Origin of the sequence: Microbulbifer sp. SAOS-129_SWC, assembly GCF_039696035.1 — a bacterium.
Taxonomy (GTDB): Bacteria; Pseudomonadota; Gammaproteobacteria; order Pseudomonadales; family Cellvibrionaceae; genus Microbulbifer.
The window spans coordinates 2,739,225-2,752,652 of sequence record NZ_CP155567.1 but is presented as its reverse complement, the minus strand read 5'-3'; the positions used below and the strand labels follow the sequence as shown (position 1 = coordinate 2,752,652).

11 protein-coding genes and 3 tRNA genes are annotated in these 13,428 nt (G+C 59.9%); 12 read left to right on the top strand and 2 right to left on the bottom strand.

Going from position 1 to position 13,428, the window contains the following annotated elements; translation table 11 throughout:
* Positions 1-113 precede the first annotated feature (113 nt).
* Positions 114-189, bottom strand: a tRNA-Asn gene (locus ABDK11_RS11925).
* A 263-nt stretch (positions 190-452) separates the two neighbouring features.
* Between ABDK11_RS11925 and uvrB the strand changes: the two genes are divergently transcribed.
* Positions 453-2,459 (top strand): excinuclease ABC subunit UvrB, encoded by a 2,007-nt coding sequence (gene uvrB / locus ABDK11_RS11920; RefSeq protein WP_346836730.1) that lies wholly within the window; start codon positions 453-455, stop codon positions 2,457-2,459.
* A 69-nt stretch (positions 2,460-2,528) separates the two neighbouring features.
* Here uvrB and ABDK11_RS11915 read toward each other — a convergent pair whose 3' ends face one another.
* Entirely contained in the window at positions 2,529-3,512 is a 984-nt protein-coding gene (locus tag ABDK11_RS11915) for a DMT family transporter (RefSeq protein ID WP_346836729.1), read from the bottom strand.
* 418 nt (positions 3,513-3,930) lie between these two features.
* On the opposite strand from ABDK11_RS11915, the gene ABDK11_RS11910 reads away from it, so the two are divergent.
* The 11 genes from ABDK11_RS11910 (at position 3,931) to ABDK11_RS11860 (ending at position 13,426) form a co-directional block, all read left to right on the top strand.
* Positions 3,931-4,007, top strand: a tRNA-Val gene (locus ABDK11_RS11910).
* 224 nt (positions 4,008-4,231) lie between these two features.
* Positions 4,232-6,160, top strand: a complete 1,929-nt coding sequence (thrS, locus tag ABDK11_RS11905) for a threonine--tRNA ligase (protein WP_346836728.1) — start codon at positions 4,232-4,234, stop codon at positions 6,158-6,160.
* Between the two features lie 14 nt (positions 6,161-6,174).
* Positions 6,175-6,714 carry a translation initiation factor IF-3 gene (gene infC / locus ABDK11_RS11900; protein ID WP_346840198.1) on the top strand — a complete coding sequence of 180 codons (540 nt, stop codon included), beginning with the start codon at positions 6,175-6,177 and terminating at the stop codon, positions 6,712-6,714.
* A gap of 143 nt (positions 6,715-6,857) precedes the next feature.
* Entirely contained in the window at positions 6,858-7,052 is a 195-nt protein-coding gene (gene rpmI / locus ABDK11_RS11895; RefSeq protein WP_073271300.1) for a 50S ribosomal protein L35, read from the top strand.
* 35 nt (positions 7,053-7,087) lie between these two features.
* On the top strand, positions 7,088-7,447 hold the full coding sequence (rplT, locus tag ABDK11_RS11890; RefSeq protein WP_020413350.1) for a 50S ribosomal protein L20: 360 nt from the start codon (positions 7,088-7,090) through the stop codon (positions 7,445-7,447).
* Between the two features lie 242 nt (positions 7,448-7,689).
* Positions 7,690-8,703 (top strand): phenylalanine--tRNA ligase subunit alpha, encoded by a 1,014-nt coding sequence (gene pheS / locus ABDK11_RS11885; protein ID WP_346836727.1) that lies wholly within the window; start codon positions 7,690-7,692, stop codon positions 8,701-8,703.
* 114 nt (positions 8,704-8,817) lie between these two features.
* On the top strand, positions 8,818-11,199 hold the full coding sequence (pheT, locus tag ABDK11_RS11880; protein ID WP_346836726.1) for a phenylalanine--tRNA ligase subunit beta: 2,382 nt from the start codon (positions 8,818-8,820) through the stop codon (positions 11,197-11,199).
* Between the two features lie 131 nt (positions 11,200-11,330).
* A complete protein-coding gene (ihfA, locus tag ABDK11_RS11875; protein WP_346836725.1) occupies positions 11,331-11,630 on the top strand; it encodes an integration host factor subunit alpha in 300 nt (99 codons plus the stop codon).
* Positions 11,617-11,973, top strand: coding sequence for a MerR family transcriptional regulator (locus ABDK11_RS11870; RefSeq protein ID WP_346836724.1), 357 nt, complete (start codon positions 11,617-11,619; stop codon positions 11,971-11,973). The genes ihfA and ABDK11_RS11870 overlap by 14 nt, the downstream gene beginning before the upstream one ends.
* 163 nt (positions 11,974-12,136) lie before the next feature.
* Positions 12,137-12,213: transfer RNA gene (locus ABDK11_RS11865), tRNA-Pro, on the top strand.
* Between the two features lie 196 nt (positions 12,214-12,409).
* Positions 12,410-13,426: a nucleoid-associated protein gene (locus tag ABDK11_RS11860; protein ID WP_346836723.1), complete on the top strand. Its 1,017-nt coding sequence runs from the start codon at positions 12,410-12,412 to the stop codon at positions 13,424-13,426.
* Positions 13,427-13,428: the final 2 nt, after the last annotated feature.

Sequence of the window (13,428 nt, the reverse complement as noted above, 5' to 3'; positions counted from 1 at the left end):
GTATACCTCGCAAACGCTTGCTTCACCCAACTGGGCTCTTCTCGCCCAGTAAAGTAGAGAGGCCAAATACTAAAAAAGCCCCTCGACTTGCGCCGAGGGGCTTTTTTAGTATTTGGCTCCGCCTGCTGGGCTCGAACCAGCGACCCATTGATTAACAGTCAATTGCTCTACCAACTGAGCTAAGGCGGAATATCTTTCCGGTTGAGCTTGTGTGCCGTCCCGTTCAGATGGCGCGTATATTATAGAGCGCCCCGGTGCGGGTCAACCCCTTTTTTGCACTTTAACTGATTGATTTGTCAGGAATTTATTTTTGGCGTTGGTTTGTTTAAAAAGTCGCCAGGAGAGGTGACTGGCGCGGCATTCTTTGGGATGGTGCGGGGCATTTGTGGCGCTGGCGGGGAGGTCCTACAATCGCTGATTGCTTTCAGTGACAGTAGTGGCGGTAGGGTGTTATGGAGTCGCGTCCTTTTCAGGTGGTGTGCAAGTACGAGCCGGCGGGTGATCAGCCCAAGGCGATCGAGTCGCTGGTGGAGGGGGTTGAAGATGGCCTCAGTCACCAGACCTTGCTCGGGGTAACCGGTTCGGGCAAGACCTTTACCATGGCGAATGTTATCGAGCGTGTGCAGCGTCCGGCGATTGTCATGGCGCACAACAAGACCCTGGCCGCCCAGCTCTACGGCGAGTTCAGGGAGTTCTTCCCCAAGAACGCGGTCGAATACTTCGTCTCTTATTACGACTACTACCAGCCGGAGGCCTATGTGCCGTCGTCGGACACCTTTATCGAGAAGGATGCGTCCATCAACGAGCATATCGAGCAGATGCGGCTGTCGGCGACCAAGGCGCTGATCGAGCGCCGTGATGTGATTGTCGTGGCCACCGTGTCCGCCATCTACGGTCTGGGCGATCCGGACAAGTACCTGAAGATGGTGCTGCACCTGGATCGCGGCGACCTGGTCGACCAGCGCACGATTCTGCGCCGTCTCGCCGAGCTGCAGTACACGCGTAACGACACCGACTTCCGCCGGGCCACCTACCGGGTGCGCGGCGACGTGATCGATATCTACCCGGCGGATTCCGACCTGGAGGCGGTGCGCCTGTCGCTGTTCGACGAAGAGATCGAGGAGATCACCCTGTTCGATCCGCTCACCGGCGAGATGCTGAAGAAAGTGCCGCGCATCACCATCTTCCCCAAATCCCACTATGTCACGCCGCGGGAAACGATTGTCAGCGCCATCGACCAGATCAAGGATGAGCTGCACGATCGCCTCAAGCAGCTGCGCGACAACGACAAGCTGCTGGAGGCCCAGCGCCTGGAGCAGCGCACCAAGTACGATCTGGAAATGATGCAGGAGCTGGGTTACTGCAACGGCGTGGAGAACTACTCCCGCTATCTGTCCGGGCGCGGTGTTGGTCAGCCGCCGCCCACGCTGTTCGATTATCTGCCTCACGACGCCATGCTGTTTATCGACGAGAGCCACGTCACCGTGCCGCAAATCGGCGGCATGTACCGCGGCGACCGCTCGCGCAAGGAGACACTGGTGGAATACGGCTTCCGCCTGCCGTCGGCACTGGACAACCGCCCGCTCAAATTCGAGGAGTGGGAGCATCTGGCACCGCAGACCATTTTTGTATCCGCCACGCCCGGCCCCTACGAGGCCGAACACGCCGGCCAGGTGGTGGAGCAGGTGGTGCGTCCCACCGGCCTGGTGGATCCGGAGGTCGAAGTGCGCCCCGCGTCGACCCAGGTGGACGACTGCCTGTCGGAGATCCACCATTGCGTGGATGCAGGTCAGCGCGTGCTGATTACCGTGCTGACCAAGCGCATGGCCGAAGACCTGACCGAATACCTGAGCGACAGCGGCGTGCGTGTACGCTACTTGCACTCGGATATCGACACGGTGGAGCGGGTGGAGATCATCCGCGACCTGCGCATCGGCGAATTCGATGTGCTGGTGGGGATCAACCTGCTGCGCGAAGGTCTCGATATGCCGGAGGTGGCACTGGTCGCGATTTTCGATGCGGACAAGGAGGGCTTCCTGCGTTCCGACCGCTCGCTGATCCAGACCATCGGTCGCGCCGCGCGCAACCTGGAGGGCAGGGCGATTCTCTACGCCGACAAGGTCACCAATTCGATGCAGCGCGCGCTGGACGAAACCGCGCGCCGCCGCGAAAAGCAGCTGGCGCACAATGCCGAGCACGGCATTACCCCGCAGGGGATTCGCAAGAGTGTCGCCGATATCATGGAGGGCGCCATTGCCCCCGGTGTACCCAGGGGGCGGCGCAAAGTCGCGGAAGGCAAGGGCGCCTACAAGGCCGACCAGAAACCGCTGTCGGACAAGCAGCGCTGGGCGCGGATCGAGGAGCTGGAGCAGCAGATGTACGAAAGCGCCAGGAACCTCGAGTTTGAAACCGCGGCCAAGCTGCGCGACGAGATCACCCGCCTGAAAGAAGAGCAGTGAACCCTGATTGAGGCGGGTTAGGCTTGTGGCCCCGGCGCCCGTCCGTCGGCAGGGTGCGCGCGGCGCCCGTTACGAGGCGGATTCGCGCGCCGGTACTGCCTTCTTTATGCTGCCTTGTCCGCTGCCGACTTTTTTCAGCAGCATCAGGCTGCCGATAATCACCGCCATCCCCGCCAGGTGGTAGACCGTAAACGGTTCCCCCAGTACCAGCGACGCGGCAATCAGTGTGATGACCGGTCCGCTGGTACCGACCGCGCCGGTGGCCGCCGGGCCGATGCGCTCAATCGCCGCGCTCATCAGCAATGACGGCACCACGGTGCACACGAAGGCCACGGTCAGTGCATAGGCGTATACCGGGGTCGGCTGTGCCAGCCGGGCCCAGTCGTTCTGCAGGGCGAAGTGCACAGCGATGGCGGCGCTCGCCGCCAGCATGGCCAGCGCTGTGAACTGGCGGCTGCCGAGATGTTCGATGGCGCTCGCACTGAACGTCACATAAATGGCGAAGCTCAGCGCGGCACCGGCGGTGAGCAGGGCGCCCCAGGCGATCGGCGTCAGCGGTACCCAGGCCGGCGCCGCCGTATCAGTGCCGAAGGCGTTGTCCTGCCAGTAGATCAGCAAAATGCCGGCGTAGGCGCCGAGAATGCACAGCAGCTGCCCGGCGCGCATTGGCTTGCGCAGAATCAGCCAGGACATCAACAGCACGAAGGTGGGGTAGAGGTACAGGATCAGCCGCTCGAAGTTGGCGTTGATATAGCGCAGCCCCTGCAGGTCGAGAAGGCTCGCCAGGTAATAGCTGAAGAATCCCAGTGCCGCCGTCTGCAGCAGCAGGCGCGGCGATACCGGGCGCCAGCTGCCGCCGCGTTTCAGCAGTACGACGATGGCCAGGTAAAACGGCAGCGCCAGCAGCATGCGCAGCAGGATGAACGTCTCCACGTCCACGCCGTAGCGATAGGCGAGCTTGATAAAGATGGCCTTGATGGAGAAGAGTCCGGCGGCGGCAAAGGCGAGGAAAAAGCCGTTGTCGGGCAGGGTGGCGAGAGGCTTGGTGTTCACAATAGTCCCTTATCGGTACGGGTGTTGGTGCTTGGTAGCCGAACCGAAGGGGTGCTGACAACAGCCTTTCAGTGCGGCTGTTGTCGTTGCGGGAGGAGAATCTCAGGCAGGCGACAGCAGGCCGGTGCAGCGAATTAGCCACACTGGCTTGACGATCACGGATGCGGAGATTGCGATCATGGCTGTCGTGTCCATGGGTCTGTCTGGATTCACTGTTATTAAGCCACAGCCGCTTCGCGCCTGTCCATGACCCTTCGGTTTTGCCGTGTTGGCGGGTGGTGCTGACCGGTCGGGCAGGGGGTAGATGGTTGGCGCAAAAATTTTCTAAATTCCCCTGTTGAAAAGCCCTGAGGGCGGTGCTAAAGTTCGCGCTCTTCGCTGCAGGGGCACCCCGAAGCGGCGTTGAAAAAAGAGTTTCAGACCCGTAGCTCAGTTGGTTAGAGCGCTGCCTTGACATGGCAGAGGTCACCAGTTCAAATCTGGTCGGGTCTACCATTTACCTTACTTTGCAAGCTGACATCCCTGTCAATTTGCAAAGGTCGCCCAGGCAAAAGCTGCGCAAAAATGTGATTTTTGCGGGTTTTACCGGGCTCGCGCCGGCACTGCCGGCGGCGGTGCATCCTGCACCGCGCTACACACCCGCCGGATTCTCTAAAAAAATCTGATATCTGTTCATGCGGTCTTTGGTAGGGATCGCCACTGATAGAAAAGGAAGTACAATGCCTGTTGTCACTCTCCCCGACGGCTCCCGTCGCGAATTCTCCAACTCCGTTTCCGTCTACGACGTCGCCAATGATATCGGCGCCGGTCTGGCCAAGGCTGCCCTCGGTGGTGTGGTCGATGGCAAGGAAGTCGACACCAGTTATGTGATCGACCGCGATGCGGAGCTGGCTATTATTACCGATCGCCAGCCGGAAGGGCTGGAGATTATCCGTCACTCCACCGCGCACCTGCTGGCCCAGGCGGTCAAGCAGCTGTACCCGGGCGCGCAGGTCACCATCGGCCCGGTGATCGAGGACGGCTTCTACTACGACTTCGCCTACGAGCGCCAGTTTACCCCGGAAGATCTGGAGAAGATCGAGCAGCGCATGAGCGAGCTGGCCAAGGAAGATATTCCGGTCAGTCGCCGCCTGCTGCCGCGCGACGAGGCGGTGAAGTATTTCCGCGAAATGGGCGAGGAGTACAAGGCGGAGATTATCGCCAGTATCCCCACCAATGAAGACATCTCCCTGTACCGCCAGGGCGACTTCGAAGACCTGTGCCGCGGCCCGCACGTGCCGTCCACCGGCAAGTTGAAGGCGTTCAAGCTGACCAAAGTGGCCGGCGCCTACTGGCGCGGCGATGCCAGCAACGAGATGCTGACCCGCGTCTACGGCACCGCCTGGGGCAACAAGAAAGACCTCAAGGCCTACCTGCACCGTATCGAAGAGGCGGAAAAGCGCGATCACCGCAAACTGGCGAAGAAGTACGATCTCTTCCATATTCAGGAAGAGGCGCCGGGTATGGTGTTCTGGCACCCGAATGGCTGGACCATCTACAGCACCATCGAGCAGTACATGCGCCGCCGCCAGCGCGAAACCGGCTACCAGGAAATCAAGACGCCGCAGCTGGTGGACTTCAGCCTGTGGGAGAAGTCCGGCCACGCGGACAAGTTCGCCGACGACATGTTCTCGCTGACCAGCGAAGAGCGCCAGTTCGCGATCAAGCCGATGAACTGCCCCTGCCACGTGCAGGTGTTCAATCAGGGCCTGCGCAGCTACCGCGATCTGCCCCTGCGCCTGGCGGAATTCGGTTCCTGCCACCGCAGCGAGCCGTCCGGCTCCCTGCACGGCCTGATGCGCGTGCGCGGCTTCGTACAGGACGACGGCCATATCTTCTGTACCGAAGACCAGATCCAGTCGGAAGTATCCGACTTCATGGACCTGATGCACTCGGTGTACAAGGATTTCGGCTTCGAAGAGGTCATCTACCGCCTCTCCACCCGCCCGGAGAAGCGCGTGGGGTCCGAGGAGAGCTGGGACAAGGCCGAGAAGGCCCTGGCCGACGCGCTGAACGCCGCCGGCCTGCCGTGGGAAGAGCTGCCGGGCGAGGGCGCCTTCTACGGCCCCAAGATCGAGTTCTCCCTGAAGGACTGCCTCGGCCGCGTGTGGCAGTGCGGCACCATTCAGGTCGATTTCTCCATGCCGGGCCGCCTGGACGCCCAGTATGTGGCGGAAGATGGCTCGCGCCAGACCCCGGTCATGCTGCACCGCGCGGCGCTGGGTTCCTTCGAGCGCTTTATCGGTATCCTGATCGAGCACTACGAGGGCGCCTTCCCCACCTGGCTGGCGCCCCAGCAGGTGGCGATCCTGAATATTACTGACCGCCAGGCCGATTTCTGTCGCGATCTGGAGTCTCGCCTCGGCGCCCTGCAGTATCGCGCCGCTGCCGACTTGAGAAACGAGAAGATCGGCTTTAAAATCCGCGAGCACACGCTACAGCGTGTTCCTTATCTGCTGGTCATCGGCGATAAGGAAGTAGAAAGCCAGACGGTCGCCGTGCGGACACGTAGCGGTGAGGATCTCGGAACCATGACCTTCGAGTCATTCCTGCAGATTCTCGGCCAGGACGTGGAACGCCGCGGCCGTTTGTCTATTTCTGATAATTAACGGAGACGATAGCTATTAAACGAGAGAGCAAGGGACGGTCCAAAAAGGCCCGCATCAATGATCAGATCGAGGCGTCACAAGTTCGCCTCATTGGCGCCGACGGTGAACAGGTAGGGATTGTGTCCCTGGACGAAGCGCTGGAAGCCGCACAGCAGGCCACTCTGGATCTCGTTGAAATTTCGCCGGACTCCGACCCCATAGTCTGTAAGATCATGGACTACGGGAAGCACGTATTCGAGGCCAAAAAGGCCAAAAATGCGGCCAAGAAGAAACAGAAGCAGCAGCAGATCAAGGAAATGAAGTTCCGCCCCGGTACCGATATCGGGGACTACCAGATCAAGCTGCGCAACCTGACCCGCTTCCTCGAAGCGGGTGACAAGGCCAAGGTTTCCCTGCGTTTCCGCGGCCGGGAGATGGCGCACCAGGAACTGGGTATGGAAATGATGCAGCGCATCGAGAAAGACCTGGAAGAACTGGCGACCGTGGAACAGCGGCCGAAGATGGAAGGCCGCCAGATGATCATGGTCATGGCGCCGTCTAAAAAGAAAAAGTGAGGCCTGCGGCGCAAGCCGCGGATCTCCACTTTGGGAAGTGATTGGGCGACGGCTGCCTCCTCACTCCCGTAATCGCCGCCGGTGACTGCCGGCGGTTCACTAAGGCAGTCTGTTCGCAGACTCAGATACTTTTGGAGTACAAAATGCCGAAAGCAAAAACGCACAGTGGCGCCGCCAAGCGCTTCAAGAAGACGGCTGCGGGCTACAAGCACAAGCACGCCAACAAGAGCCACATCCTCACCAAGATGACCACCAAGCGTAAGCGTCAGCTGCGCGGCACTCAGACCATGAACAAGTCTGACGCCACCCTGGTCGATCGTATGTTGCGCGCCAAGTAATTGGCCCATCGCTAAAGGTTTAAGAGGATAGAGTTATGGCCCGTGTTAAACGTGGTGTAGAGGCGCGTCGTCGTCACAAGAAAATTCTGAAGCAGGCTAAAGGTTACTACGGTGCGCGTTCGCGCGTATTCCGCGTAGCCAAGCAGGCGGTGATCAAAGCCGGCCAGTACGCTTACCGCGACCGTCGTGTCAAGAAGCGTAACTTCCGCGCTCTGTGGATCACTCGTATCAACGCCCAGTCCCGCGCTGAAGGTCTGAGCTACAGCCGCCTGATCGCCGGTCTGAAAAAGGCCGACATCGCCCTGGACCGCCGTGTCCTGGCCGACCTGGCTGTATACGACAAAGCCGCTTTTGCTGCCGTAGTGGAAAAAGCCAAGGCAGCCCTGGCAGCTTAAGTTGCTTCTCAGTAGACGGGTGCGGGCCTCAATGGCCGGTACCCCGAACTGAACCAAAAAATAGGGAAGGGCTGTTGTGGCCCTTCCCTATTTTTTTATGCGGAGCGTCACCAGGCTGGCGCCCGCCACGAGATAAAATGCCCCGCGCGTCCTATCCTTCTCTGGCGCGGGGGCGGGCCCGGAAAACAATGGCCGGGCCGCTGGCTCACGAAGAAAAATTGAATTCAAACGGGAACGATTCAATGCAAGATTTGCAGTCCCTCACCGAACAGGCACTGGCACTGGTGGAAAAGGCCGACGATCTGGCCGCACTGGACCAGGTGCGCGTGGACTACCTGGGCAAGAAAGGCCAGATCACCGCGCTGCTGAAAGGCCTGGGCAAGCTGTCCGCCGAAGAGCGCCCCGCCGCCGGCGCCAAGATCAACGAAGCCAAGCAACAGGTGCAGGAAAAGATCAACGCCCGCCGCAACGCGCTGGAGCAGGCGGCGATCAACGCCAAGCTCGCGGAAGAGACCATCGACGTCACCCTGCCGGGCCGCGGTGAAGAGCAGGGCAATATGCACCCGATCACCCGCACCCTGCGCCGCGTGGAAGAATTCTTCGTGCGCATCGGCTTCTCGGTGGAGCAGGGCCCCGAAGTCGAGAGCGACTACTACAACTTTGAAGCGCTCAACATTCCCGCGCACCACCCGGCGCGCGCGATGCACGACACTTTCTATGTGGACCCGACCACAGTGCTGCGCACCCACACCTCCTCGGTGCAGATCCGCACCATGGAGAAAGCCGCGCCGCCGCTGCGCATCATCTGCCCCGGCCGCGTCTACCGCTGCGACTCCGACGTGACCCACTCGCCCATGTTCCACCAGGTGGAAGGCCTGGTTGTCGGTGAGAACATCAGCTTCGCGCACCTGAAAGGCTGCATCGACCAGTTCCTGCGCGCCTTCTTCGAAGCCGACGTACCGGTGCGTTTCCGCCCGTCCTACTTCCCGTTCACCGAACCCTCGGCGGAAGCGGATATCCAGTGCACCGCCTGCGGCGGCGAGGGCTGCCGTGTGTGCTCCGGCACCGGCTGGCTGGAAATTCTCGGCTGCGGCATGGTGCACCCGAACGTATTCGCCGCCTGTGATATCGACAGCGAAAAATACTCCGGCTTCGCCTTCGGTATCGGTATCGAGCGCCTGGCCATGCTGCGCTACGGCGTCAACGACCTGCGCCTGTTCTTCGACAACGACCTGCGCTTCCTCAAGCAGTTCTGACGGAAGCACCGGGCGCGAGCCCGCCCGGGAGCGCCGAGCCCCAGCTCGGCCAGCAGGCCCAAGGCCTGCCAGCAAAGTTGAAGAACCAAACAGAATTCAGAAAGAGACACCACTATGAAACTCAGCAACTCCTGGTTGCGGGAATGGGTAAACCCGCAACTGAGCGCACAGGAACTGGCCGACCAGATCACCATGGCGGGCCTGGAAGTCGACGGCGTGGAAGCGGTTGCCGGTACATTTTCCGGCGTCGTCGTCGGCGAGATCCTCTCCGCCGAACAGCACCCGGATGCCGACAAACTGCGCGTGTGCAAAGTCGCCGGCCACCCGGACGGCGAAATGCAGGTCGTCTGCGGCGCGCCCAATGCCCGCGCCGGCATCAAGATCCCGTTCGCCCTGGTGGGTGCCAAGCTGCCCGGCGATTTCAAGATCAAGAAAGCCAAGCTGCGCGGTGTCGAGAGCTTCGGCATGCTGTGCGCCCAGACCGAACTGGAGCTGGGTGATGACAGCGACGGCATCTGGGAGCTGCCCGCCGACGCCCCCACCGGCACAGACCTGCGCGACTATCTACAGCTGGACGACGTCGCCATCGAAGTCGACCTGACCCCCAACCGCTCCGACTGTCTCGGCGTGGCCGGCGTCGCCCGCGAAGTGGGCGTACTGAACCGCTGCCCGGTCAAGGGCCCGGAGATCGAGCCGCTCGCCGCCAAGATCGATGACAGCGTGGCCGTGACCCTGGCCGCCGGCGACGCCTGTCCGCGCTACGTGGGCCGCGTGATCCGCAATATCGATATCACCGCCAGCACCCCGCTGTGGATGGCGGAGCGCCTGCGCCGCAGCGGCCTGCGCTCCATCGATCCGGTGGTGGATGTCACCAACTATGTGCTGCTCGAACTGGGCCAGCCGATGCACGCGTTCGACCTGAACAAGCTCAGCGGCGGCATCAAGGTGCGCATGGCCGAAGCCGGCGAGGAACTGACCCTGCTGGACGGCCAGGAAGTGAAGCTGAAGGCCGACACCCTGGTGATCGCCGACGACAAGCAGCCGCTGGCCATGGCCGGCATCATGGGCGGCCTGGACTCCGCGGTCACCGAAAGCACCCGCGATATCTTCCTCGAGAGTGCCTTCTTCAGCCCGGTCGCCATCGCCGGCAAGGCCCGCTCCTACGGCCTGCACACCGACTCGTCGCACCGCTTCGAACGCGGCGTGGACTACCGTCTGCAGGAAAAGGCCGTCGAGCGCGCCACGCAACTGTTGGTGGAGATCGTCGGCGGTGAACCCGGCCCGGTCCACCTGCGCGAACTGACCGAAGTCATGCCCGCCGAGCGCCATATCACCCTGCGCCGCGCGCGCGTCTCCCAGGGCCTGGGTATCAATCTGGCCGACGACGAGATCGTCGATATTCTCACCCGCCTGGGCCTGGAGAAGATCGAGCAGGACGCCGACGGCTGGACCTTCCTGGTGCCCAGCTTCCGTTTCGATATCGCCATCGAATCCGACCTGCTTGAAGAGCTGGCGCGGGTGTACGGCTACAACCGCATCCCCAGCGAGAGCATGACCGCCGAACTGTCGATCGAGCCGCGCCGCGAGAGCCTGCTGTCCCAGCGCGCGCTGGAAGAGACACTGCTGGCGCGGGGCTACTCCGAGGCCATCACCTTCAGCTTTATCGACCGGGACTCCAGCGCGCTGTTCGACCCCGCCGCCGAACCGGTGGCGCTGCAGAACCCCATCAGTGCCGATCTGTCGGTCATGCGCACCAGCCTGATTCCGGGCCTGTGCAAGGCACTGCAGTACAACCTGAACCGCCAGCAGGGCCGCGTGCGCCTGTTCGAGACCGGCCTGCGCTTCGTCCCCGCCGAGGGCAGGGAACTGCAGCAGGAACCGATGCTCGCCGGCCTGGCCTACGGCCCGCGCTACGCCGAGAACTGGACCGGCGGCAAAGACTGGGTCGACTTCTACGACGTTAAAGCCGACGTGGAAGCCGTGCTCGCGCGCCTCGGCACCCAGGGCGAATTCCGCTTCGAAGCCGGCCAGCACCCGGCGCTGCACCCGGGGCAGTGCGCCCGCATCCTGCGCGGCGACGTGGAGGTGGGCTTCGTGGGCACCCTGCACCCGCAGGTGCAGAAGCAGCTGGACCTGCCCAAATCCGCCTACGTGTTCGAGCTCAGCCTCGACGCCCTGGGCGAAGCCCGCGTGCCGGCATTCACGCCATTGTCCAAATTCCCGGAAGTGCGCCGCGACCTGGCCCTGCTGGTGGACGCCGATGTCCCCGCCGCCAGTCTGCTCGACTGTGCCGTCGAGGCCGCCGGCGAAACCTTGACGGACCTCAAGATTTTTGACGTTTATCAGGGCAAAGGTATTGATTTCAATAGAAAAAGTGTCGCCATGGGGTTGACCTTTCAGCATCCGTCGCGCACCCTTAACGACGACGAAATCAATGCCGCTGTCGAAGCGGTGATCGGACAACTAAAACAAAAATACAACGCCAGCCTGCGCTGATAGGGAGCACGATGCTCTCGGGTGCAGGTTGACTGGCATCCCGAGAGCGTCTGCTACCGGGTTGAAAGCCGCCGCGGTTTGGGCCGCTTCCGATCTGGAGTCGACGCCTCTGAATCAATTGGTAGGAACCAATGACAGAGGCACTGACCAAGGCCGGGCTCGCCGAAAAGCTGTACGAAGAGCTGGGCTTTAACAAACGCGAAGCGAAGGAGATCGTCGAATACTTTTTCGAGGAGATCCGCAATGCGCTGGAAAGCAATGAGCAGGTCAAGCTGTCTGGTTTCGGCAATTTTGATCTGCGCGATAAAAGTCAGCGCCCGGGCCGCAACCCCAAAACCGGCGAGGAAATCCCCATTTCCGCGCGCAGGGTAGTGACCTTCAAACCGGGACAAAAACTCAAGGCACGAGTAGAAGAAGATGCTGGAAGCTAGCCACAATAGCGAACTGCCCGTAATCCCCGGCAAGCGCTATTTCACCATCGGTGAAGTCAGCGAGCTGTGCGCCGTGAAACCGCATGTGCTGCGCTACTGGGAACAGGAATTCCCCCAACTCAGCCCCGTCAAACGCCGCGGCAACCGCCGCTACTATCAGCACCAGGACGTGATCCTGATCCGCCAGATCCGCGCGCTCCTGTACGAGGAGGGCTACACCATCGGCGGCGCCCGCCTGCAGATGGAGAGCGGCAGCGACAAGGCCGAGACGGTACAGGTGCAGCAGATCATCCCGCAGGTGATTGCGGAGCTGGAGGGCGTGCTGACCCTCCTGGAGACCTGATTCAGGCTCTCCGGAATAGAGTTCCCAAAAGGCGCAAATCCGGGCTTGCAATCCCGCACCACTTAGGTATGATTTGCGCCTCATCGCAAAGCGATGTCCCCTTATAAATCAAGCACTTAGCGCCGATCTAGGCGAACAAAAGGGTGGTTGGTTTAGCCTTTGTCGGGGTGTAGCGCAGTCTGGTAGCGCACCACACTGGGGGTGTGGTGGTCGTCGGTTCAAATCCGGCCACCCCGACCATAAAACCGTTGTGAATCAACGACTTAGAAGCCTGCCTCTTGAGCGGGCTTTTTTGTGCCTGCAATTTAATTCCATATTAAGTCCCCCAAGTGGGCATAGTGCGAATCCGCTCTGACATCTCATTACAGATGGGAGATTCATCACGCGAATAGTGATACCGTTTGTGGAGCACATTTAAGGATAGGGATAATAACAAGTGGAAATTCTAAACATCATTGTCCATGAGGTTCGCAAGGAGACCGATGATTCAGACGCTCAGGTTATTCCGAGAAACGCCGAGAACCCGGTTAATGAACTTACAGAAGAGCTCTCGACTTCTTTGGAAACACTGTTCTACAAAACTGGCCTAATGAATGGAGGCTTTGAAGAGGTAGAAGAGGGGGCGCCTTTGCCTCGTTTTGTAGAAGAGCTTCAAGCACATTTCGATAATGAGGCCTTCCCGGATTTTGTTACTTTTACCCGCAAAGCCGCCTACTTTCTGGCTGAAGAGCTAGATCGCGCAGGTGGGTCAAAGGGGGGCTATCTCCTTTTTTATCACTATAGAGAATCTGGCAAATCGCATTTAAGTGTAGTGCTGCTCAGGAAGACAGCCGGCATAACCCTGGATGACTCCCTCTCCTTAAATCAAATAGAGCGACTCGACCTAGATAAGCTTCATATGGCCGCCCTAATTAACTTGAGTGATTGGCTTGGTGGGGAGAGCGAAAAATATATTTCATTTAAGAAGAGCGGAACAGCAAAAGACTTAACCGATTATTTCTCTAAGTTTATCGGCTGTTCAGCTTATACCCATGCCCGCTTAGATACGAGACATCTCATTAGTGCTGTCCACGATTATTGTCAGGAAAGTGGCATGACAGCTTCTCAGATAGAAGCAACTAAACAGCGCGCGCTAGATTATTGTAATAGGTGTCTCGAGGAAGGCGAGTCTCTATGGATTGATAAGTTCTCAGCATTCTTAGACGGCGAAAATCGAGAAAAATTGCTTGCTATAGCGCAAGCCGAAAAATACAAATTAAGCAATGAAATAAACCTCGATCATAGAACCCTTATCCGATTTAGGCGGGTAACAATTACTGGTGATGGATTGCGGTTAAATTTTGATAGTGCACTTCTCCATCAGGAAAAAATTGTTTTCGATCCGGATAGCGGGTCTTTGCTCATTAGGGAGCTTTCCCAGTCTGCTCAAGAGAAAATAAAACAAAATCTTTAAAT

What these genes read in the sequence shown, in the direction of transcription:
- uvrB (WP_346836730.1), top strand. Translation starts at nt 453, where the DNA reads ATGGAGTCGCGTCCTTTTCAGGTGGTGTGCAAGTACGAGCCGGCGGGT.
- thrS (WP_346836728.1), top strand. Translation starts at nt 4,232, where the DNA reads ATGCCTGTTGTCACTCTCCCCGACGGCTCCCGTCGCGAATTCTCCAAC.
- rpmI (WP_073271300.1), top strand. Translation starts at nt 6,858, where the DNA reads ATGCCGAAAGCAAAAACGCACAGTGGCGCCGCCAAGCGCTTCAAGAAG.
- rplT (WP_020413350.1), top strand. Translation starts at nt 7,088, where the DNA reads ATGGCCCGTGTTAAACGTGGTGTAGAGGCGCGTCGTCGTCACAAGAAA.
- pheS (WP_346836727.1), top strand. Translation starts at nt 7,690, where the DNA reads ATGCAAGATTTGCAGTCCCTCACCGAACAGGCACTGGCACTGGTGGAA.
- pheT (WP_346836726.1), top strand. Translation starts at nt 8,818, where the DNA reads ATGAAACTCAGCAACTCCTGGTTGCGGGAATGGGTAAACCCGCAACTG.
- ihfA (WP_346836725.1), top strand. Translation starts at nt 11,331, where the DNA reads ATGACAGAGGCACTGACCAAGGCCGGGCTCGCCGAAAAGCTGTACGAA.
- ABDK11_RS11870 (WP_346836724.1), top strand. Translation starts at nt 11,617, where the DNA reads ATGCTGGAAGCTAGCCACAATAGCGAACTGCCCGTAATCCCCGGCAAG.